Here is a 22,460-nt window from a genome sequence, read left to right as displayed (position 1 = left end):
CCGATGGCACGGGTTGAACTTGCTTCGATCGACAAGTCCTTCGGCGATACCGCGGTGCTGTCGGGTATCGACCTCGACATCGCCGATGGCGAGTTCCTGACCCTGGTGGGGCCCTCCGGCTGCGGAAAGTCCACGCTGATCCGCATCATCGCGGGGCTGGAGCCGCAGACGAGCGGTTCCATCCGAATCGACGGTGCCTCCGTGGATCACTTGCGCGCACATGAGCGGCGCGTCGCGATGGTGCTCCAGAGCTATGCGCTGTATCCGCACATGTCGGTCTTCGCAAACATGGCACTCCCGCTCACCTTGCAGCGCCTGTCCCTTTGGGAGCGCGTCCCGCTGCTGCGGCTGCTCTCGGCACACCGCCGCAGGACCATGCCGAAGATCCGCGAGGACGTGCAGTCCGTCGCGGCGCAGCTTCAGATCGAGCCGCTGCTCGGCCGCCGCCCGGCACAGCTTTCGGGCGGGCAGCGGCAGCGCGTTGCGCTCGGGCGGGCCATGGTGCGGCATCCCAGCGTCTTCCTGTGGATGAGCCGCTTTCGAACCTCGACGCGAAGCTGCGGGTGCAGATGCGCTCCGAGCTGACCGAGCTTCACCGCCGGCTCAAGAGCACCTTCATCTACGTGACCCATGACCAGGTCGAGGCGATGACGATGTCCGACCGCGTGGCGATGATGGATGCCGGCCGCATCCTTCAGCTGGGCACCCCGGCGGAGCTCTATGCCCGGCCGGCGAATGTGAAGGTCGCGCAGTTCATCGGCAGCCCTGCGATCAACCTCCTCCCGGCACGGCATGACCCCGGCCACCGCATGGGCGGCCGGGGTCCTTCCGATCATCAGGGGCGGGCGAGGAGGGCCTCGCCCGCAGTCCGGCTTGGCTAGCCCTGTTGCGTGCCGCCGCTGTGACCCTGGCTCGGGGCCTGCACCGCCACGAAGGCCGGCTGCCCGTCCCGGATGACCTGCAGGGCCACGGCGCCGTCATTGGACCGGACCGCATCCCGGATGGCGGAGATGGCCTGCTCCGGCCCGCGCACCGCCTTGCCGCCGACCGCGGTGATCACATCGGCCGGCTGCAGCCCCGCGGCCGCCGCCGGGCTGTTGGGCTGGACATCGGCGATGACGGCGCCCTCGGCGCCGCGCGGCACCTCAAGCCCGGCGCGCGCCGCATCCTGGAGCGTCGTCAGGGCGATGCCCAACCGGCCGCGTTGCCCATCCTCGCCCTGCTCCGCCTTCGAGGCGTCCTGCTGGTCCGTCAGGGCCGCGACCTTCACCTGCAGCCGCACCTCCTGGCCTTCGCGGCGGGTGGTCAGGGTCGTCTCCGCGCCGGTGCGCAGGTTGCCGACGGCGCGGGCCAGGTCACGTGGGCTCCGCACCGGGGTGTCGCCGAGGGCAACCACCACATCGCCCGGCTTCAGCCCGGCGCGGGCGGCGGGGCTGTTCTGCTGCACCTGGGCGACCAGCGCACCCTCGGCCTTCGGCAGGTGCAGCGCCCGCGCCATCGTCGCGTCGACCGGCTGTGTGCTGGCGCCGATGAAGCCACGCTCCACATGGCCGTTCTGCTTCAGCTGCGTCACCACGCTGCTCACGAGGTTGGACGGGATGGCGAAGCCGATGCCGATGGAACCGCCGGAGGGGCTGAAGATCGCGGTGTTCACGCCGATCACCGAGCCATCCAGCCCGAAGAGCGGACCGCCGGAATTGCCGCGGTTGATCGGCGCGTCGATCTGCAGGAAGTCGTCATAGGGGCCGCTGTGGATGTCGCGGCCGCGCGCCGAGACGATGCCCGCCGTCACGGTGCCGCCAAGCCCATAGGGATTGCCCACGGCCACCACCCAGTCGCCGGGCCGCGCCATGTCGGAATTGCCGAGGTTCAGGAAGGGCAGGGGCGCGTCGGCCTTCACCTTCAGCAGGGCCAGGTCGGTGCGCGGATCGCGCCCGACGATGCTGGCCGGGAGCTCGCGCCCGTCGTCCAGCGTCACCTTCACCTGGGTCGCGCCGTCGACCACGTGGTTGTTGGTGACGATGTGGCCTTCCGCATCGACGATGAAGCCGGAGCCGAGGGCCTGCACCGGGCGCGCCGCGCCCTGGCTGCGCTCCTGCCCCCCGAAGTACCGGCGGAACATCTGGTCCTGCTGCGAACCCTGCGGGAAGGGAGAGCCGGCCTGCCCGGTCTGCGCGTGCTCGGTGGCCGTGATGGTGACGACCGCCGGGCGCACCCGGGCGACGAGGTCACCGAAGCCCGGCAGCGATACCTGCGGCGCGGCAACGGCGGGGGCGGCGGCCTGCTGCTGGGATTGGCCCTGCGCGAAGGCCGGCACCGGTAGCCAGCCGGCGGCGCCCGACAAGGCGGTTCCGGCCAGGAGGATGGCGCCGAGGGCTGCGCCGCGACGGCGGTTGGAGGAATTGCTCATGCTGCGTCTGTCCTGCTTTCCAAGGCGGGGAGAACCCCGCGCCATGTCAGGAATGTCGGGCGGTGCCGGTGGAGGTTCGCCGACGCCAAGATGAAGGAGTTTTCAGAATTCAGCCGGCCCGGCCTGCGGAAGCTCCAGCACCGCCGAGAGGCCGCGGCCCGAGACCGCCTCGCGCAGGGTCAGCGCCCCCCCATGCAGCCGGGCGACCGCCGCCACGAGGGAGAGGCCGAGGCCGGTCCCGGGCGTCGCCCGGCTGCGATCCAGCCGGTAGAAGCGCCGCATCACCTTTTCCCGCTCCTCCGGCGGGATGCCCGGGCCTTGGTCCGACACCTCCAACACGGCTCCGGGGCGCAGGCTGACCTGGATGGTGCCCGCCCCATGGTTCAGCGCGTTGTCCAGCAGGTTCGCCAGGGCCTGGCGCAACAACGGCGCGCTCCCCGAAACCCTCTGCCCCGGCGCGATGGAGGGTTCAATCCGCCGTCCCGAGTCCTCGGCCACCGGGACGTAGATATCCACCACCTCGGCCGCCAGTGCGGAGAGATCCAGGCTGGCAAAGCCCTCCCGCCCCGCACCCGCTTCGGTCCTGGCGATGCGCAGCAGTGCGGCGAAGGTCGAGAGGATTTGGTCGAGCTCGGCGAGAGCGCCCTCCAGCGTTTCGCCATCCGCCGCCGGGTCACGCGCCCTGGCCAGCGCCGCCTCCAGGCGCTGCCGGAGCCGCGACAGGGGGGAGCGCAGGTCATGGGCCACATCGTCCGTCACCTGGCGCACCTCGGCCACGAGCGTCTCGATCCGCGCGAGCATGGCGTTGATGGTGGCGGACAGGCGGTCGAACTCGTCGCCCCGCCCGCTTTCAGGCAGGCGGCGGGTCAGATCTCCGGCCATGACCGCCCGCGCGGCGTCGCTGACGCCGGCCAGGCGCCGCTCAAGGCCGTTGGCCAGCAGGAAGCCGAGGCCCAGTGCAACCAGCGCGGCCAGCGCCCCGGCCAGGGGTGGTGTCCAGGCCAGCGCGTAGGCCGCGCGATCCACGGAGGACAGGTCGCTGGCCACGATCAGGTTCGCGCCACCCGGCAGCATCGCCCCGAGCGCGCGGAGCGGTGCGCTGTCGCCGCTCTGCCGAAGGGTGGCGAAGCCGCGCAGGGCGGCTGGCGCGGATGGCAGCCGCCCTGAGATCGGCCGGCCGTCGGAGGTTTGCAGGAGGACAAAGAGCGGTCCCTGGCGGCGCGAGTAGATTTCGGCGACCTCGGAGAGGCCGCGCAGGCCATAGGTCTCGTAGTCGCGCACCAGCCCTTCCGCCTCGGCGGCCAGAACGAGGTCGAGTTGTTGCCGGAGGGCATCCTGCGCCCTCAGCCATCCCCAGCCGGCGCCCAGGAAGGAGGTGACCAGCACAACGACGGCGATGGTCAGCGCCACCCTTGGCGCGAAGCTGCGGAGGCGGATCACTGGCAGGCCTCAGCCCTGGTCAGGCGTCGGGGAAGACAGGACATAGCCAGCACCGCGCACCGTCCGGATCATGGGCGGGTCGCCGCCGGCCTCCAGCTTGCGGCGCAGGCGGCTCACATGGACATCGACGACATTCGTCGTGGGATCGAAGGAGAAATCCCAGACCTTCTCCAACACCATCGTGCGGGTCAGCACCTCGCCGGGATGGCGCATCATGTATTCCAGAAGGCGGAATTCCGTCGGCAGGAGCTCGATGTTGCGCGCCCCGCGCCTGACGGTTCGCCGGAGCAGGTCCATGTGCAGATCGCCCACCGAAAGCTCCCGAAGCTCCGCCTGCGGGGCCGGGCGGCGCGCGAGGGCACGGATCCGCGCCCGCAGCTCCGCATAGGCGAAGGGCTTGGCCAGGTAGTCGTCCGCCCCGGCTTCGAGCCCCTCGACCTTGCGATCCACCTCGCCAAGCGCCGTGAGAACGAGGACCGGCGTGGAAATGCCGGAGGCGCGGAGGGCCCGAAGGATGGTCAGGCCATCCGGGCCGGGCAGCATGCGGTCGGTGACGATCACGTCGAAGGGCTCGTTGAGGGCCAGGAACAGCCCGTCCTTGCCGTTGCGCGCCACATCGACAACCTGCCCTTCCTCGGCCAGTCCCTTGGCGACGTAATCGGCGGTTGCGACATCATCCTCGATCAGCAGGATGCGCATGCGGCCTGGCCTTCATCGTCGATCGTCCGGAAGGCTTTACTCCCAGTCGCCCGGCCCGGCGATCCCACCGGCCGCCCGGGTCGGGCGGCGCTACGCGCGAACCTGTCGGAAGCTTGCCTTTACGAGGCGAGGCCGAGGATCCGGCGCAGCTCCGGCGCCGGCACTACCTGGCCATAGCCGCGCGCCCCCATGGCGAAGTCGGTGGAGCGCGCCAGGGGCCCGACCACGACCGGATCGAAGCCGGCATCCCGGACGAGGGCTGAGGCAACCTCCAGCGCCGCCGGGTCGTCGCCGGCGATCGGGATCGCGACCCGCGCGCCCGCGCGATTGGCCTGCTCGGCGAGAACGCGGGAGCCCAGCGTGTTGAAGGCCCGGACGAGGCGCGTGCCTGGCAGGTGCTCCGCCGAGGCGAGGCCGATTCCGCGTTCGATGGCCGCCTGGCCCACCGCTCCGTCCCGCGCCACGACCGCATTGCAGGCATCCAGCACGACTTTGCCACGGAGGGCGCCGCTCAGCTCCCGCCCGACCTCCGGCCGCGCGCCATAGGGCACGGCGACGAGCACAGCTTCCCCGAAAGCCGCTGCCTCGGCGGGCAGGCCGGCCCGGGCATTCGGCCCGGCAGCCTCGACGAGTTCCTTCAGCCTCTCCGGATGGCGCGATGAGAACAGGACCGGGTGCCCGGCACGGGCCCAGAGCGTTCCCGCCGTGCCGCCGAGACGGCCGGAGCCGATGATGCCGATGGGTGATTTCGCCGCCGGCTGTGCCGCCGCTCGCCAGCCGGGCAGGAAGAAGGCTGTTCCGGCGGCGAGAAGTAGGGCGCGGCGCCCGGGTTGGGCGGTACGGAGGAGCATGGAAGCCTCCCACTCGGTTCATCCGAGATGAGGCAGGTTAGGCCAGGCCAGGCCGGGGATGAAGCATTCTCCACCCTGAGTGCCCCTGGGCCCGGCCCTGGCCGGGCCCGGAGGACACCGGCCAGGGTCTCAGCAGGACAGCTCAGTTTGCCGGGGCGGGGTGCGTCACGCCAAAGCCAGGCATGGCAGGCACCGACTGGCCATGGACGCAGCGGTAGATAGCCCAGATCCCGAGGGCTGCCGGCAGGACGGCCAGCGAGGGCACCATGGTTGCCCAGGCTACGAGGGCGGCCGCGATGCAGCCGGAGGCAGCCCCGGCGTCCCAGCCCGCTTCGGCCGAGAAGTGGAACTGGTAGGCAGCCCCGGACTGCTTGGCCCTGTCGTAGATCACGCTCATCAGCACGGGAACATAGAGGCCCATGACCGCGGCGCCGCTTGCATTGGCGATGGTGGCGGCCACCGGCGACCAGCTCGCGCAGGCGCGCAGGGCGAAGCCCAGCGCCAGCGCCGCGCAGACGAGGACGAGATAGCCGTCGCGGCGCCCACGATCGATGGCACGCCCGCAGGTGAGGCCGGCAACCGCGCCGACCAGGCCAGCCGCGGCATTGGCGAGGCCGAAGGCCTCGTAATGCGAGCCGAGCGAGGTGAAGAGCACCATCGGCCAGGCCAGCGCCAAGCCGGAGGCCATCCAGCCATCGGCGGCGAAGGTGGCGATGCCAGAGCGGTCGATCCCCCGCATTGACTCCCGCATGCTCGGAACCGGGCCCGCATCGACGCCGCGCATCAGCATCAGCGGCACGACCGACAGGAGGGAGAGGGCGGCGGCGATGCTGAAGTCCAGCGCCGGGCCGAAGCGCTCCAGAAGAATGCCGCCCGCCAGCGGTCCCACCACGCCGACCAGGGCGCCCACGGCGGTCCTGACTCCCAGCTCGCGCCCGCGCGACGCCCCGCCGCCAGTGACGGCGGCGGCCGAGTGGTAGACAGGCCAGTAGAGGGATTCCGCCAGCGAGACCACCAGTAGCCAGGCCATGAGCCAGATCGGCTCATCCGCCCGCATCAGGGGCAGGAACTGCAGGGCGCCGAGTGCCGCACCAATGGCCATGGTGCTGCGGTAGCCGAGGCGGCGGACGACACCGAGCGCAATGAAGCGAAGCCCGAAGCGGGCGGTGAGCAGTCCCGCATAGGCGATCAGCGCCGCCGGGAGGCTGAAGCCCAGCTTCATCAGATAGGCGCCGACAAAGCCGCCCGCGAGCGCGACGGACAGTTGGTAGAAACCATAATGCAGCGTGAGCAGCCGGAATTGGCTGGTGCCAGACACGATAGCGGATCCTTATGGGAGAACCGCTATCGGCGCTGGCGAGGGATTTCAGCAGCCGTACCGGCCGCTGAAAAATACTCACATTCCCGTGAATATCAAGTTTTTGTGAGGGACGTTCCGCGGCGTTAACGGAACTGGCTCATCTCCTGCAGCTGCCTTGGGCGAGGGCTCGTCGGGCATCCGGCCGCCAAGTATTCGGGCCACCGGAAGAAGGGCTCCTGATGCGCCATGATCCAGCGCAGGACCTTCGGGTTCTGCTCGGACAGGTACTGCCAACCCTGGACCAGTTCCAGGAGCAACTCGTCCGGGCTGAGCTGCATGTCCCGCAGATCAGGGCCGATGCCAGCGAAGGTGACCATCTGCTGCCGGCATCCATGGCCATTCAGGATGGCGTCCGACTCCTCGTTCACACGGCGCCCGAGTTCGGGATCCCTGAACTGGCCGACGGCTCTGGTGTGGAGGACGGGTGTGCCATCGATGATGCCGAGGTTCCGGTAGTCGAGAAGCTTGGGCCAGAGGGAGTCGAGGCCCCAGCCCCAACCCGTGGTGGAAAGGTCCAGGGTGGGGAGCAGATGCTCGAGGGCAGACCTGCTGAAGCCGGGAACCATAATCTCCACGAAGCCAACCCGCCGCGCGAAGAAGCGCTCGTTCCGCATGCCGATATAATGCGCGTAGTGGGAGCTCTCATCGAGGGCGGGCGCGAAGAGGTCGAACCGCAGCGCGCGCGCCGCATCGAACATGGCGCTGATGGTCTCCTGACTGGCGAGGATGTCGTCGTCCGGCAGCCAGATGTGGCCATACTCGCGCCAGCCGCTCCACTCGTTGAGGAGCTGCCGCAGGCCAGTCCATTTGGGCCCGGGAATGACCTTGCCTTCAATACAGTCCAGATCCGACTGGCTGGGGATTTCCTGGAACGGGCACAGGTACAGGTCCCAGTTCCGCGGATTGCCCCGATCGACCCAGGAACGATGCAGCGAATTCCGCCCGACGCGGGCCAGCACCAGGTCCCTACCCATCAGATTCTCCTCCGGCTGAACTTCGGTGCCGGTTGCGCCCTTCGCCACCGGCCATCCTGGGAATAGGCTGAGCCGGTGTTGCTGGCGGGTTCGAAATTCACCCGTTCATCTCCCCGGGTTCCGGCGATCCTGCCCAATGCTCCATCGCCTTCCTGGTGTTCGTCACGCGTACAGCGCGGCGTGGTCGCGGAGCGTGCCTGCGGCTTCATCGCGGTAGAGATCCGGTGTCATCAGCGACGCGATCGCACCATGCGGCCCTCTGCGCTGCAGCTCGGCGATGGCATGCGCCAATTCGGCCCTGAACCGGGCGAGACGAGGCAGATCCTTGCCGAAGACGTCGTCCAGCCCGAGCGCAAGATTGGCGAGGCGCGAGGGATCGTCCCCTGCCGCCATGCCCAATGCGCGCATGCGGTCGGCAAGCGGATCCTGCACCTGCACCGGCGCGCCCATTCCGACACGCCCGGACGCACAGCAGATCCATGCGGCAACGGCGAGCACCGTGCACGGCGCCGGGCGCCCCGCTCGCAGGTTCTCGTGGACCGAGGCAAGCAGGCGCGCCTGAAACTTCTCCGAGCCATTCCTGCCGACCCGGTCGAGCTGATGCGCGATGCCGGGGTTGCGCCAACGCTCCAGCAGCTGATGCGCATAGGCCTGGATGTCATGCCCGCTCGGCGGCATGGTCGGCATCTGCTCCTGCAGCATGAAGCGCAGCGCATAGGCGGCGAAGTCCGGCTCCTCCATGAAGTCAGAGACAGTCTCCAGCCCGGCCAGGGCGCCAAGATATGCGATCGCCATATGCGTGCCGTTCAGGAGCCGCAGCTTCGAGGCTTCCCAGGGCCCCACATCCGGCACGAACTCCGCGCCGACCGCCTCCCAACGGGGGCGGGGGCCCTCGAAATCCTCAATCACCCATTGGCGGAAAGGCTCTGCCGAGACGGGGGCCGTATCGGCCAAGCCGAGCAGGGCCGCAGCGTCGGCCGCGTCCGTCTCCGTCGTGGCCGGCACAATCCGGTCGACCATCGAGCATGGGAACTGCACGGAGCGGCCGATCCAATTCGCCAGGGAATCATCATACAGCGCGGCGTAGTCCATGGCCGCCTGGCGCAGCATGCGGCCATTGGCGGGTAGGTTGTCGCAGGACATCACGACAGGCGGCCGCCGTCCCGTCCGGCGCGCTTCCGCGAGGCCCCTCACCAACATACCGAGAGCGCTGCTCGGCATGGCTGCGCGCAGGTCCCTCTGAATGTCGGGATGGCTCGTGCAGAGGCGGGCCGTGGCTGGATCGAGGCAGTAGCCCGAAGCCGTCACCGTCAGCGTCACGACGCGGATGGACGGATTGGAGAAATGGGCTAGCAGCGCTGCGCGCTCCTCCCCCGCGAAGACCACCTCGCGCAACGCGCCGACCACTTCCGCCTGGATGCGGTCCGTTCCACGTTCAAGGACGGTGTAGAGCCCATCCTGCGGGCGCAGCCTGTCCCGCGTGGTGGGCTTCACCAGGCTCGCCGCGACGATGCCCCATGACGGCGCCTCGGATTGCGCAACCGCTTCCATGGCCCGCTGCGTGAACACGGCCTGATGCGCGCGGTGGAATGCGCCGCATCCGAGATGCAGGATTCCGGGCCGGACCGCTGTCACGTCGAAGCGCGGGCGGCGGATGGAGCGCGGCAGGCGGCTGAGGGTTGACAGGGATAGTCGCGGAACAGCGGTGAGTTGGATGTTGCCGCCACCGAGGAAGCTGAATGAAGCGGCCCGCGAAGAGGAGAGATTCGCCATGTCTGTTCCACCTCTCGGGCGATAGAATCAGCGCCCGAGCTAGAACATAAGAACGCCACTTTCTGTGGATCGGTTTCTGGATATTATGTAGCCATTTTTGGTAACATAGGAAATACAACGCAGTTTACTTACCTATGATAACATAATGCATGTTAATCCCGGAGTGAGGCCGATGTGGATTTTCTGCTTCGGCTGAACTCATCCCGGATGCCCGCACTGCCGTGCCGGGTCAACCGCCGATCAGCGCGGGCGTGACCATGATGTTCCAGCTCTGCCAACCCGGGCTGCTCCGTCACCAGCTCTTCAGCCTTGTTTGGCTGCGCTGGGTATCTGGATGGTTGCCGGCGCAGGGTGTGTCTCGAATGAGCATGTCGTGAAGCAGCGCGCCGCCACATGCGGAGCAGTCTGCCGATCCGGCGGGCGGTATTGAGGGAGCTTGCCGAGCCGCGCGTTAACCTGTGTCAGCCACGCGCCATTTCCGCGCGACATCGCACCGGGCGCGCGATCGCCCAAGGGAATTGGCACTGCCGGGGAAGCCCGTGGAGGGCTGCTGGCGTTCCATCCGCTACGCCGATGATCTCATCTTCCATCCTGCGCTCAGGCCTGCTCCTGGCAGGCGCCATCTTGCGGAGCAGCAAGCCGCGACCGCTGAGCCTGCGCGAGCGCCTGGCCATGATCCCCACCACGGGCGTGCCGGCTGGGGAACGGATCGAACTTGGCTGGAGCGACAGGCAGATCCCGTTCGTCGAAGCCCGCAGCGACCGTGGCCTCGCCGTCGGGCTCGGCGTGGTGCATGCACATCTGCGCCTCGCCCAGATGGAAATCCTGCGCCGCGTATCCCAGGGACGCGTGGCCGAGATGATCGGCCCGGCGGGCGTGGTCATCGACCGGGCATTGCGGGGGCTCGATATCGGCCGTGCGGTGCCCGCCATCGAGCGGCTCCTGCCCCGGGAGACCCAGGACTGGCTCGACGGCTTTGTCGCCGGCGTGAACCATGTGCTCGCGCATGCCCGCACGCGCCCGTTCGAATGCCGTGCGCTTGCGCTGGAGCCCGAGCCCTGGAGCATGGCCGATGTGCTCCGGCTGGGGCGGCTGTTGTCCGCCGATGTGAACTGGGCTCTCTACTTCCGGCTTCTCGGCTTGCACGAGGCACCGGACTGGTCCGCCATCTGGCATCAACTCCTGCAGCACGGCACGGGGGCGTCGGTTGCCGCGGAGCCGGATGAAGCGCTGGTGCGGGTCGTCGCGACAGCCCGTTCGGGAAGCAATGCCTGGGTGGTGGGGCCGGGCAAGTCCCTCAATGCGTCACCGGTTCTCGGCGGGGATCCGCATCTGCCGATCACCGTGCCGAATGCCTGGATCACCGTCGCCTGCCGCTCGCCGCGCTTGCACCTTTGCGGGCTGATGCTCCCCGGGCTGCCGGTGGCGGCCATTGGCCGTTCGCCCGACATCGCCTGGGGCGGCACCAACCTGCACGCGGCGAGCAGCGATCTGTTCGCGCTGGAGCCGGAGGAGATGCAGGGCGTCCCGGCACGGCGGGAGATCATCCGCGTGCGCGGGGCCGCGGATGTGGCTGTGTCCTTCCGAGAGACGCACTACGGGCCCGTGCTGACGGATGCCATGCCGCTGGGAGGGCGGCCGCATGCGTTCCGCTGGGTTGGCCATACCGCGAGTGACGAGGTCACCGCCCTGCTTCGGCTGAACGCGGCCCGTAGCCTGTCGGAAGCCATGGATGCGACCGCCGGTATGGCGATACCCGGGCAGAATTTCGTGCTGGCGGATAAGGCCGGACGGATCGCCAAGGTGACGGCGGCCCATCTGCCCCGGCGAGCGCCGGGCCCGCTTCCGGACCTGGTGGCGCCAGCCGGTGGGCTCGAAGCGTGGACGAGGTTGGTCACCGGCGCCGACCTGCCCCGCGAAGTCGATCCGGAGCGGGGCTTCGTCGTTTCGGCCAATGACCGTCCGCGCGATGCCGTCGTGCCGATCGGGATGTTCTTCTCCTCGCCGGACCGGGCCGAGCGGCTGGATCATCTTCTGCGTGGCTGCACCGGCTTCCGCCTCGCGGATGCAGCGGCGCTCCAGACGGATGTAGATGTGCCTGGCGCACTTCCGCTTCGTGATCTCCTGATCGAGCGCATCGATGCGCTGCCCCCGCGGCCGGGTGGCGAGACGATGCTGGCTGATGCCCTGCGCAGATGGGATGGACATTATGACGAGGCGTCACAAGGGGCGCTCGCCTTTGAACTTCTCCTCGGCCAACTGAGCTTGCTGCTGCATTCGCGGTCCCAGCGGGCCGCCTTTGGCGCCGTCTGGAGCCAGAGGCAGTTGCTGGTGCAGGATTTCAGCAGTCGGCCGATGGCTACCTTCGCGGCTGCGCTGCGCCGCGCGCTTCGCCGTGCGGCGGGGCGCTTCCGGATATACGGGCGGTGGGGCCGGATGCACCGGCTGCGACTGCAGCATCCCTTCGCCGCGCTGCCCGTCCTCGGCCGCCGCTTCCGCCTGGCCGATCTCCCGGCGGCAGGCACCACGGATAGCGTGATGAAGACGGCACATGGTGCTGCAACCCGGCGTCATGCCGCGGCTTACGGCTCGATGGCGCGCTACGCCTTCGACATGGCCGACATCGACGCCAACCAGTTGACGCTGCTCGGTGGGCAGGATGGGTGGTGGGGAAGCGATACGATGCTTGATCAGCTCGATCCCTGGCGCCGCCATGAGGCGGTGCAGGTGCCGCTTTCGCCAGAGGCGGTGGCCCGCAGCTTCCACCACAAGACGCCGCTGCTGCCCTGATGCCTGGCATGCTCTATGATTGACGCGACGGCGCTCCTCCGCTTCTACGCCGCTGCAAGGATGACCAGGCTAAGACGCCTGGATCCCGTGCAGGCGCAGCTGCGGACATTGCGCCACCTCATCCGCATGGCAGCAGGAACCGATTTCGGTCGCGCGCATGACTTCAGGCGCATCCGGACGGTGGCGGATTACCAGACCGCCGTGCCGCTCCGGCGATACGACGACATCTGGCGCGACTGGATCGCGCCGAGCTTCCCCGTGGTCCGCAACCGGATCTGGCCGGGCACCATCCCCTATTACGCACTCAGTTCCGGGACGAGCGGCGCGCGGACCAAGCATATCCCGGTGACCCGGGCGATGGCGCGGGCGAACCGCCGGGCCACGCTGGACCTGCTGGCGCATCATCTCCAGCATTGCCCGCAAAGCCGGGTGCTGCGTGGCAAGAGCCTGATGCTGGGGGGCAGCACCGACCTCACCCCGCTTGCGCCCGGCGTGGAGGCGGGGGACCTGTCAGGCATTGCTCAGCGCGAGGTGCCGTGGTGGGCCAGGGCGCGGCTCTTCCCCCCGGCGGACATCGCCCTGATCCCGGATTGGGACCGCAAGGCCGAGCGGATCGCGGAGGCTGCGCTCGGGGAAGACCTCCGCGTGATCGGAGGCACGCCGACCTGGCTCCTGGTGCTCTTCGAGCGGCTGTTCGAGAAGGCCGGCACCGCGGACCGGCATCTCGGCGCCTTGTTCCCCGAGCTTGAACTGCTGGTGCATGGCGGCGTGCGCTTCGATCCGTTCCGTGCGCAGTTCGAGCGGCTACTCGCGGGCAGCCGGGCCGAGCTTCGTGAGGTCTACCCGGCAAGCGAGGGCTTCGTTGCCATCGCCGACCGCAGGCCTGGCGAAGGCCTGCGGCTTCTTCTCGACAATGGCATCTTCTTCGAATTTGTCCCCGTCGCCGAAATCGACGCTGCGCGGCCCACGCGCCACTGGCTCGGCAATGCCGAGATGGGGCAGGACTATGCGCTCATCCTCTCGACGAATGCCGGGCTCTGGTCCTACATCCTGGGTGACACGGTGCGGCTTGTGGACCGCACGCCGCCGCGCATCCTCGTGTCTGGCCGGATCTCCTATTTCCTGAACGCCTTCGGCGAGCACCTCACGGGCGAGCAGATCGAGGAGGCCGTGCTCGGGGCTGCCAGCGCAATGGGCGTGGAAATCGGGGAGTTCATGTTCGGCCCCCGCTTTCCCCGGGAGGGCCGCCAACCCTCTCACCAGTTGGCTGTCGAATGCGCGGCTGCGGCCGACCGCGACCGGTTCAGCGAACTGCTGGACCAGGCCCTGCGGCGGAGCAACGCGAATTTCGGGGATGACCGGCAATATGGCCGGCTTGCACCTCCGCTCGTCACCCTCGTTCCTCCTGGACGTTTCGCGGACTGGATGAGGGGCCGCGGCAAGCTGGGCGGCCAGCACAAGGTTCCACGCGTGGTGCAGGACGAGCGGCCGTTCGACGAGTTGCTCCAGGATTCTTTCTAGGTGGCAGCGATGATGCAGGCCGCACGCCATGAGATGATGGCGGGGACGGAAGCATGATCGTCACATTTGCCTCCAGCAGTCGCGCGGAGGTGAGCGGATCATCAGTCCTGGGCTTCGCATAGATTAGGGCATTGCGGGGCTGTCAGGGCCATCTGAGTGGCCCTCCTGCGCCGCAACAATGGTGAGCTTATCGGCTTACCCGCATGCTTGAGCGGCCATCAGAAGAACGGAATTCCCATGAGCGAGCATTCGTCCGACAGCAATGGCGGCAAGATTGTGCCGGAGAGTGGCATGACGCCGCCAGCATCCCTGCCGCAGGCCACGGCTGATGCCGTGGCAACCGGCGGGAAGGGCTTGTCCCTCAAGGGAGGCCGACCCGTGGTCGTCATCACCGGTGCATCCAGTGGTATCGGGCGCGCTACCGCCCTGGCTTTCGCCCGGCGCGGCGCTTCCCTGGTGCTGGCGGCGCGGCGAGCCGAGATGCTGGAGGAGGCGGCGCGGGAATGCGAGGCCCTCGGCGGCACGGCGCTGGCGGTGCCGACGGACGTGACCCGCGAGGAGGAGGTGGAGGTGCTGGGCCGCCGCGCCATCGAGCGCTTCGGCCGCATTGATGTCTGGTTCAACAATGCGGGCGTCGGTGCCTTCGGCCGGCTGGAATCCATCCCCATGGATGCCTGGCGGCGCGTCATCGAGATCAATCTTTTCGGCTATGTGCATGGCGCGAAGGTCGCGATGCGCCAGTTCCGTGCCCAGGGGCGCGGCACGCTGGTACAGAACGCCTCCATTGTCGGCGAGACGGCCAAGCCGGACGGCACGCCCTATGCCACCAGCAAGTTCGCGATCCGCGGTTTCTCCGAGGCGCTGCGGCAGGAAGTGCTCGACCAGCCCGATATCCATATCTGCACCGTGATGCCTTCGGTGGTTGACACACCCTTCTTCCAGCATGCCGCCAATTTCAGCGGCCGGAGCGTGCGTGCCGCGCCACCGGTCTATACGGCGGAGGAGGTGGCAGGGACGGTCGTGGGGCTGACGGAGCAACCGCAGGCGGAGGTGATCGTCGGCGGCTTCGGAAAGATTGCCGCCGCGCAGAAGCGGATGGCGCCGACCTTCACCACATGGTTCACCGGCCGGAGCCTGCATACGGGCTTCCTTTCGTCCGGTTCGAGCGAGGACACGACCGGCGCGCTCTTCGATCCCGTGCGGGACGGCAGGGGCGTGAGCGGGGGCTGGCGCACCAACCCCGAGAGCGGCGGTGCGCCTCTTGCTGCTATGACCTCCATGGCGGCGCTGCCACTTGATTTGGCGGCGCTGCCTTTCAGGATGGCGGATATCGGCCTGACCTCGGCCTGCCGCTTCCTGGAGGCCTTCATCCCGTCCGGTCCGCCGGGGCCCAGTTCAAAGTAACTCGCAGGGACAGCTTGTGCAGGGCAGGCCATCGGCGCCTTTGGCGTTGCGGTGACTGCTGCTGCGCCAATAGGTCAGCACCCAAGCTGCGGGCCACGCCTTTGCCAATCCGGGCATCCAGAAGCAGCCACAGAGGAGGTGCTTCGAGGCCCGGCGGTAGAGACGGATGAATCCCGGCTGGACGACGCGCGCTCCTGCGGAACCTTCCGTATGGGATCGGATGCGGGCGCTGCGCGCTGCCAATACGGCCATCCTGTCGCGCATTCCATCGAGCAACATGAATGCTGCGGTCACCATGATCGGTGAAAATGGAGCCGACCTCATTCTGCCAACGGCGCAGTGGCGAGGACCCGCTGCATGGTTTGCGGCTCCCTGCTTGTGCGGACCGCGGCATCGGTGAATAATTTTTCCGGTTTCTTAACGTTCGGCGCGACCCGCCCGCACGGGCCGGGGACGAGCCGACCGGCGGGAAAACATCGTAAGCAAGATCCGGAAAGGCCGCATGCATGCCCAAGACGCAGATCGTTTCGGACAGGATCGGCAAGCCCAGCGGGCATTTCGCGCATGCGACGGTGGTCGAGGCCAGCGGCCGGATCGTCTTCATCTCCGGCATGCTCGCTAAGGGGCCGGACGGAAAGATCATGGGTGTCGGGGATATCGAGCAGCAGACCATTCAGGTCTGCGAGAACGTGAAGGCCGCGGTTGAGGCAGCCGGCGGCACGCTGGACGACATCTGCCGTGTCGATGTGTTCGTGCGGAACATGGAGCACTTCGACACGATCCATAAGGTCCGCCGCCAGTATTTCACCGGAGCGCCGCCGGCCTCCACCATGGTCGAGACGCCGAAGATGACGTCCCCCGACGCCTTGATCGAGATGAGTGCCATCGCCGTCATCCAGAGCTAAGCGGATGGGTGAGGAGGCGCTTTCCACAATGCGCGCTGGGGACAGCGGGGCCTGGCGGCCGGCGCGGTGCCCAGCATGATGCGGGGTCACGATCTTCCGCTGCCATGTCGCGGCATTCGCGACCGGATCTGCCTCAGCTGCCTTGCGCGCGCAGGAGGCCGTCACGCGCCGCAGCGGCCCAGGTGGCATCGTCACTCTTGATCAGGGCCGCAAAGTCCTTGGATTCGAGAATATCGATCTCAGCACCCAGGCCTTCCAGCCGTGGGCGGAGGGATGGTGACAGAACGGTCGTGCGGGCAGCATCGGCAATGCGGGTGACGACCGGCTCCGGAATATTGGCGGGCCCCATCAGGCTGAACCAGCCGCCATAGACGAAGCCATCGATCCCCGCCTCATGAAGGGAGGGGATGTTCGGCATCAGGCGCGAACGCTCCCGCGATGTGACGCCGAGGGCGCGCAACCGCCCGGCCTCGATATGCGGCATGGCCGAGACGGAGGTCATGAAGGACGCCATCACATTGCCGGCGATCACGTCGGATGACATGGCGGCGCTGCCGCGATAGGGCACGGAGATAATCTCGCTCCCGGTGATGCGGGCGAAGAGGTGGCCGCCATAGAGCGAGAGTGGTTCGGAGCCGGCGATGGTGACCGTTCCAGGCTTCTCCCGCGCCAGGCGCGCGAGTTCCGCTGCGGTGCTAAAGGGTGACTTCGGCGATGCGACGAGGATATGTGTCGTCCGGGACAGCCGGATGATCGGCGTGAAGTCCTCGACCGCATCATAGGGAAGACTTCCCAGCACGTAGCGGTTCATCACATGCGAGCCGACCAGGGAGCCAAGGGTGTAGCCATCGGGGACGGCACGCGCGACGGCCTCGGTGCCGATGACGCCGCCCGCGCCGCCCCGGTTATCGACCACGACGGGCTGGCCGAGCAGCTCTGCCATCGGGTCTGCAACGAGGCGGAAGAAGCTGTCGGACCCGCTGCCCGCAGCGGTCGGGGCAATCACCCGGATGGGGCGTGTGGGAAAGCCCGGAGTGGCGGAGGCGCTGCATGCCAGGAGCAGGCCCGGCGCGGCGAGGATCGCACGACGGGAAAGGGGCATGGTCCGCTCCTTCCTCAAATCGCCGAAGCGGAACCCACGGCGCGCGGCGCCGGGGGTGTGAACTGGTCCTTTTTCATCTCGTTCCCTCCTTGGTCATGCCGTCCTAGGGGACGGCGGGCTGCGGCACCGGCGGCGGACGCTGCTCAAAGGCGGCAATCAGGTCCGAGAGCGACAACGTGACGCCGAGTTCATCCAATCCTTCAAGCAGGCAGCGACGGCGGAATGGATCGATCCCGAAGGTAAAGGCCCGTCCATCCGCCAGCATGGCCGTGCAGGAAGTCAGGTCGATGCGCAGCACCGGCTCCGGCGCAGCATCCAATGCGGTGCCAAGCTCTGCGGCATCCTGTTCGGGCAAGATGCCACAGAGCAGCCCGTTCTTGGCGGCATTGCCCGAGAAGATGTCGCCAAAGCTCGGCGCCAGCACGGCGCGGATGCCGAAATCCTGCAGCGCATAGACGGCCGCTTCCCGAGACGAGCCACAGCCGAAGTTAGCACCGGCCAGCAGGATGCCGGCTCCCTTCGCGCGGTCGACAGGATTATCGGCGATGGGCGTTCCATCGGACCGGAAGCGCAACCCCTGCAGGAATGCGTCCGCGAAGCCCTCGGAGCGACCGCGGGAGAGGAAGCGCGCCGGCACGATCTGGTCCGTGTCCGTGTTCGGCATGGGGAGGTGGAGGACGAGGGCCTCCAGGCTGCGGAAGGCCTCCATCTTAATGCACCCCCAGCGCCCGGCCATGCAGGGCGATGCTGGCGGCCAGGGCGGGGGCGACCAGATGGGTGCGCGCCCCTGGCCCCTGGCGCCCGGCGAAGTTGCGGTTGGAGGTCGAGGCGCAGCGCGCACCGGGATCGACCAGGTCGCCGTTCAGCCCCACGCACATGGAGCAGCCCGGCGTCCGCCATTCGAAGCCCGCCTCGCGGAGGATTGCGGCGGTCCCTTCCGCTTCGGCCTGCTGGCGCACAGCTTCGGAGCCCGGCGACACCATGGCGGGAATGATGGCCCTGCGTCCGCGCACCGCCGCCGCGGCGGCGCGCAGATCCTCGATCCGGCCATTGGTGCAGGATCCGATGAAGACGCGGTCGAAACGGATCTCGGCCATGGGCTGCCCCGGCTCCAGGCCCATATAGGCGATGGAACGGGCGGCGGCCTCGGCCCGCACGGGGTCGCGGTAGTCCTGCGGGCCGGGAACCCGGCCGGTGATGGGCACGGCATCCTCGGGGCTCGTGCCCCAGGTCATCATGGGCGCGAGGCGAGACGCGTCCAGCTCCACCTCCTGGTGGAAGGCGGCGTCCTGGTCGCTGGCCAGGGAGAGCCAATCCGCCGCCGCCGCGTCCCAGGCAGCGCCTTGTGGCGCATATGGGCGGCCCTTGAGGTAAGCAAGAGTGGTGGCATCGGGTGCGACGGTGCCGATCCGCGCCCCTGCCTCGATGGCCATGTTGCAAAGGGTCAGCCGCCCTTCCATGCTCAGGGCACGGACGGCCTCGCCGGTAAATTCGATGGCGTGCCCGGTGCCGCCGGCGGCACCGATCCGCGCGATGACGGCGAGGGCGAGATCCTTCGCGCTAACCCCCTCCGGCAGCCGGCCCGTCACACGGATCCGCATGTCACGCGGACGCGCCTGCCAAAGTGTCTGGGTGGCAAGCACATGCGAGACCTCGGAGGCGCCGATCCCGAAGGCGAGGGCGCCCATCGCGCCATGGGTGGCGGTGTGGCTGTCGCCGCAGACGATGATGCTGCCCGGCAGCGTCAGCCCCGCCTCCGGCCCGACCACATGCACGATGCCATGATGGCGCGTGCCGACATCGAAGAGCGTGACGCCGGACTTCCGCGCGTTCTCGCGTAGCAGCGCGAGCATGTTGGCCGCTGCTGGCTTCGCCGTGACGGCGGCGGTGGGAACATAGTGGTCGGGGAGGGCGAAGGTCAGGTCAGGTCGGCGCACGGTCAGGCCGCGCTGGCCGATGAGCTCGAAGCCGCGTCGCGATCCTTCATGGACCAGGTGGCGATCCACGAAGAGGAGGGACTGCCCGTCCTCCCGCTCGGTCACGACATGCCGTGCCCAGATCTTGCCGACGAGGCTGCGTGGGGACGAGGCCATGGCCGCGCTACTCGGCAGCGGCCCGGCTGGGGCCGGGCGTGCGGAAGCGCTCCCGCCGGTCGTCCCATTCGTCGGCACCGAATTTCTGGAACAGCTCGCGGGTCGAATGGTCGCGGACCGGTACGGGATGCCGGCCTGTCTCCTGCAGCTCAGCCAGCATCTGCTCGCAGATATTGGCGACGGAACGGAGCAGGAGTCCCGGGACGATCGCGATCTTGTAGCCGAGCGACTGGATCCAGGGCAGGTCCACATTCGGCGTCTTTCCGCCGCGGTGGAAGTTCAGGAGGCAGGGGCCCTTCACGCGCCGCGGCACCTCGGCGATCTCCTCCGCGGATTCGGGCGCCTCGACGAAAGCGACGTCGGCGCCGGCCTCCAGCGCCGCATTGGCTCGGCGGATCGCCTCCTCGAACCCGGCAACGGCGCGAGAGTCGGTGCGGGCGATGATGGTGAAATCAGGAGAGCGGCGGGCGGCGGCGGCGGCGCGGATCTTCGCGAGATACTCATCCAGGGGGATGATGGCCTTCCCTTCGAGATGGCCGCAGCGTTTCGGGAATTCCTGGTCCTCCATATGGATGGCGGCCACGCCCTGTGCTTCATATTCGCGCACGGCGCGGAAGACATGCATCTCATCGCCGAAGCCCGTATCCGCATCCGCGATCACCGGAAGATCGGCCGTGCGCGCGATGCGCCCGGCAGTCGCGACCATTTCCGTCATGGTGACCAGGCCGAAATCGGGAAGGCCGAAGCTCGCAGCCGTGGCGGCACCGCTCATGTAGATGGCCTTGAAGCCAGCCTTGGCCACGAGTGTGGCGGTAAGACCGTCATAGGCGCCCGGCGCGACGATCAGCTCGTCGCCCGCCAGCATGGCGCGAAGATTGGCGGCCTGGTTCGGCATGGACCTTGTCTCCCTATTCAACCGAAGGCGCCTTCCGGCGCGGCGAGGATGCGTTCGCAGCCGCGGCGCAGGTGTTCGCGCATCGCGGAGGCGGCCTCGGCGGTGTCGCCGCGCAGAATCGCGTCGCCGATCGCCGCGTGTTCCTGGATGGAGTCGTTCCACTGGGTAAGGCCGAGCGCGTCGCGCGCCGCGATGTTGGAAGAGGGCAGCCACATCTGCTCGATGAGGGCGGCAAGCTGTGGATTGCCAGAAAGGTCCGCGATGGTGCGGTGGAAGCGCAGATTGGCCACGCGGTAGCCCGCCATCAGGCCCAGCGCCTCCTCTTCGGGCAGCAGGCGGGTCGCGGCGCGGAAGCGTTGCGCGTTTTCCCCCTCGCCGATGCGGCGGGCCGCGAGCTCGGCGGCAAGGGCCTCGACCGGGATGCGGATCTGGTAGCGATCCGCGATCTCCTTGCGGGAGAGGCGCCGGACGGCCGCGCCGCGATGGGGGACGATGTCGACAAGGCCTTCGGCCGAGAGGCGGCGAAGGGCTTCCCGCACGGATGACCGGCTGACGCCGAGCTGGCGGGTGAGGTCGGCCTCGACAAGGCGCTGACCCAGTGCGAGGCGCCCCGAATTGATGGCCTGGCGGGTTTCTTCGACGATGAACTCAACCACCCCGCTGCGCGGCGGAGAGTTCTCGAGCGTGAGGTCGTCCGACAATCTTGTTTCCTTCCCGGCTCAATCTGTACCTGTCGACGCCTTGTCCGACAATAGTTTCTTTGTGCTGCGGTGGTTTGGCCGGAAAACAACCGAGTTTTGCGGGTGAGGGTATCTCACCAAAGGGAAATTTCGCTTGGATGGTCCGACAATGAGGTGGGCCAACCTCGCGTGCTGCCAACTCCTGCTGGTTTGGTCTCGTGAAACGGTGGGCAGCGTCCCCGGCCTATTCTGCGGGCTTCGGAACAGCAGGGCCGGCCGTGGCCAGTGCTGTCGCCCCACGGGTTTCGGGCATGGCGAGCCAGAACAGGGCAGCGCCCAGGGCGGCGACCGCGGCCAGGGTGAGGAAGGTGACGTCGTAGCCGGCATGCACCACCAGCTGGCCGGCGATCACCATGCTGAGCACGCCGCCGATCCCGTGCACCGTGCCCACCACGCCCTGGGCAGCCGCGAAATGCCCGCTGCCGCGCGTCAGGTCGGCGACCACAACCGGGAACAGCGCGCCGATCAGCCCCGCGCCGACGCCGTCGAGCAGTTGCACCGTGATCAGCCAGGCCGTGTTGTCGGATAGGGTGTAGAGCGCCCCGCGCAGGGCGAGCGCGATGAAGGCGGCCAGCAGCAGCGGCTTGCGCCCCCAGGCATCCGCCCGCGCCCCGGCCAGCGCCGCCACAGGCACCATCACGGATTGCGCCGCGATCGCCGAGGCTGCCGTCAGGGCGATGCCTTGGCCGAGATTCTGCAGCGCGAGCTTCTGCGACACCAGCACCAGCATGGACGCATTGGCCAGGTGGAACAGGGCGCCGCAGGCCGCGAAGACCAGCAGGGGCCTCGACGCCAGCAACACGCTCCAGGCCGAGGGCCGCACCGTGTGGTCCATGTCGCCCGGTGGCAGGCCCCTCGCGACCTCGTGGTCGATGGCATTCCGGGGAACCGCCGCGGCCGCCGCGACGCTCGCCAAGGCCGTGAAGCCCATTGACCAGAACAGAACCTGGTTCCCAAAAAAGGGGGCGGTGAGCAGGATCGCCAGGCTGATGGCGCCGTCCCCGGCGTGGAACAGCGCCTCGTTCCGCCCGGCCCGCCGGGCGAAGCGGGCGGGCCCGACGACGCCGAGCCCGATGGCGGCGAGGGTCGGCCCGATGGTGACGCCGGCCAGCGCGCCGATCAGCCCCGCCACCGCCACCGACCAGAACTGGGGCGCGAGAGGGATCACGAGGCAGGTCGCCGTGACTACCACGACCGCAATGGCGATCAGGGCCCGCTTGGCCCGCACGGCGTCGACGAGCGCACCGAGCGGTGCCTGGGACACCAGTCCGGTCAGGCCGCCGATTGAGAGCGCCGCGCCGATGCTTCCCGCGTCCCAGCCATGCTCGGTCATCAGGTAGACGCCGAGGAAGGCACCGAGCCCGTAGCGGGCATCGGAAACGAAGAAGCTGAGCGCGTCCAGCGCGCGCTCCGCGCGCTGCTCCTGCCGCATAGGCGTCTCCCGGCCCCAGGCGATGGGGACCCTGTGCTAACCGGCGCGGCGTCGCTGCGTTTCACCGGCGC

General features: G+C 68.5%; 19 protein-coding genes. 6 read left to right on the top strand and 13 right to left on the bottom strand.

The window, feature by feature from the left end:
* The first annotated feature begins 3 nt into the window (after positions 1-3).
* Entirely contained in the window at positions 4-585 is a 582-nt protein-coding gene (locus tag GSE44_RS15210) for an ABC transporter ATP-binding protein (RefSeq protein WP_328799085.1), read from the top strand.
* Positions 564-881, top strand: coding sequence for an ATP-binding cassette domain-containing protein (locus GSE44_RS26785; RefSeq protein ID WP_328799084.1), 318 nt, complete (start codon positions 564-566; stop codon positions 879-881). The genes GSE44_RS15210 and GSE44_RS26785 overlap by 22 nt, the downstream gene beginning before the upstream one ends.
* Here the strand turns inward: GSE44_RS26785 and GSE44_RS15205 are convergent.
* The 7 genes from GSE44_RS15205 to GSE44_RS15175 form a co-directional block, all read right to left on the bottom strand.
* Complete coding sequence (locus tag GSE44_RS15205) at positions 878-2,410, bottom strand: Do family serine endopeptidase (RefSeq protein WP_159349682.1); 1,533 nt, start codon at positions 2,408-2,410, stop codon at positions 878-880. The genes GSE44_RS26785 and GSE44_RS15205 overlap by 4 nt on opposite strands.
* 102 nt (positions 2,411-2,512) lie before the next feature.
* A complete protein-coding gene (locus tag GSE44_RS26260) occupies positions 2,513-3,850 on the bottom strand; it encodes a sensor histidine kinase (RefSeq protein ID WP_159349681.1) in 1,338 nt (445 codons plus the stop codon).
* A gap of 9 nt (positions 3,851-3,859) precedes the next feature.
* Complete coding sequence (locus tag GSE44_RS15195; RefSeq protein WP_159349680.1) at positions 3,860-4,549, bottom strand: winged helix-turn-helix domain-containing protein; 690 nt, start codon at positions 4,547-4,549, stop codon at positions 3,860-3,862.
* 119 nt (positions 4,550-4,668) lie between these two features.
* Positions 4,669-5,400 carry an NADPH-dependent F420 reductase gene (locus GSE44_RS15190; RefSeq protein WP_159349679.1) on the bottom strand — a complete coding sequence of 244 codons (732 nt, stop codon included), beginning with the start codon at positions 5,398-5,400 and terminating at the stop codon, positions 4,669-4,671.
* 142 nt (positions 5,401-5,542) lie between these two features.
* Positions 5,543-6,718: an MFS transporter gene (locus tag GSE44_RS15185; RefSeq protein ID WP_159349678.1), complete on the bottom strand. Its 1,176-nt coding sequence runs from the start codon at positions 6,716-6,718 to the stop codon at positions 5,543-5,545.
* 125 nt (positions 6,719-6,843) lie between these two features.
* A complete protein-coding gene (locus GSE44_RS15180) occupies positions 6,844-7,734 on the bottom strand; it encodes a hypothetical protein (protein WP_159349677.1) in 891 nt (296 codons plus the stop codon).
* Between the two features lie 162 nt (positions 7,735-7,896).
* Positions 7,897-9,507 carry a mannitol dehydrogenase family protein gene (locus tag GSE44_RS15175; protein ID WP_159349676.1) on the bottom strand — a complete coding sequence of 537 codons (1,611 nt, stop codon included), beginning with the start codon at positions 9,505-9,507 and terminating at the stop codon, positions 7,897-7,899.
* A gap of 624 nt (positions 9,508-10,131) precedes the next feature.
* Between GSE44_RS15175 and GSE44_RS15170 the strand changes: the two genes are divergently transcribed.
* The 4 genes from GSE44_RS15170 to GSE44_RS15155 all read left to right on the top strand — a co-directional run bounded on the left by GSE44_RS15170 (position 10,132) and on the right by GSE44_RS15155 (position 16,127).
* Positions 10,132-12,297 (top strand): penicillin acylase family protein, encoded by a 2,166-nt coding sequence (locus tag GSE44_RS15170; RefSeq protein ID WP_159349675.1) that lies wholly within the window; start codon positions 10,132-10,134, stop codon positions 12,295-12,297.
* 15 nt (positions 12,298-12,312) lie between these two features.
* On the top strand, positions 12,313-13,818 hold the full coding sequence (locus tag GSE44_RS15165; RefSeq protein WP_159349674.1) for a GH3 family domain-containing protein: 1,506 nt from the start codon (positions 12,313-12,315) through the stop codon (positions 13,816-13,818).
* A gap of 237 nt (positions 13,819-14,055) precedes the next feature.
* Positions 14,056-15,222, top strand: coding sequence for an SDR family oxidoreductase (locus GSE44_RS15160; protein ID WP_201306083.1), 1,167 nt, complete (start codon positions 14,056-14,058; stop codon positions 15,220-15,222).
* 506 nt (positions 15,223-15,728) lie between these two features.
* On the top strand, positions 15,729-16,127 hold the full coding sequence (locus GSE44_RS15155) for a RidA family protein (protein WP_159349673.1): 399 nt from the start codon (positions 15,729-15,731) through the stop codon (positions 16,125-16,127).
* Between the two features lie 133 nt (positions 16,128-16,260).
* On the opposite strand, the gene GSE44_RS15150 is transcribed toward GSE44_RS15155, so the two are convergent.
* From GSE44_RS15150 to GSE44_RS15125, 6 genes are all read right to left on the bottom strand, one after another.
* Positions 16,261-17,229, bottom strand: a complete 969-nt coding sequence (locus GSE44_RS15150; RefSeq protein WP_159349672.1) for a Bug family tripartite tricarboxylate transporter substrate binding protein — start codon at positions 17,227-17,229, stop codon at positions 16,261-16,263.
* A 103-nt stretch (positions 17,230-17,332) separates the two neighbouring features.
* Positions 17,333-17,938 (bottom strand): 3-isopropylmalate dehydratase small subunit, encoded by a 606-nt coding sequence (leuD, locus tag GSE44_RS15145; protein WP_159349671.1) that lies wholly within the window; start codon positions 17,936-17,938, stop codon positions 17,333-17,335.
* Position 17,939: 1 nt separating this feature from the next.
* Positions 17,940-19,322, bottom strand: a complete 1,383-nt coding sequence (leuC, locus tag GSE44_RS15140; protein WP_159349670.1) for a 3-isopropylmalate dehydratase large subunit — start codon at positions 19,320-19,322, stop codon at positions 17,940-17,942.
* Positions 19,323-19,329: 7 nt separating this feature from the next.
* On the bottom strand, positions 19,330-20,217 hold the full coding sequence (locus GSE44_RS15135) for an isocitrate lyase/PEP mutase family protein (RefSeq protein ID WP_159349669.1): 888 nt from the start codon (positions 20,215-20,217) through the stop codon (positions 19,330-19,332).
* A gap of 17 nt (positions 20,218-20,234) precedes the next feature.
* The gene (locus tag GSE44_RS15130; protein WP_159349668.1) at positions 20,235-20,918 is read right to left on the bottom strand and encodes a GntR family transcriptional regulator; all 684 of its coding nucleotides are present in this window, start codon (positions 20,916-20,918) and stop codon (positions 20,235-20,237) included.
* A 223-nt stretch (positions 20,919-21,141) separates the two neighbouring features.
* Positions 21,142-22,389, bottom strand: coding sequence for an MFS transporter (locus tag GSE44_RS15125; protein WP_159349667.1), 1,248 nt, complete (start codon positions 22,387-22,389; stop codon positions 21,142-21,144).
* Positions 22,390-22,460 lie beyond the last annotated feature (71 nt).

The organism is Muricoccus harenae (assembly GCF_009848505.1).
Taxonomy (GTDB): domain Bacteria; phylum Pseudomonadota; class Alphaproteobacteria; order Acetobacterales; family Acetobacteraceae; genus Roseomonas; species Roseomonas harenae.
Note: the sequence above shows the minus strand (reverse complement) of the source record. Positions and strands in the feature narration are given on the sequence as shown.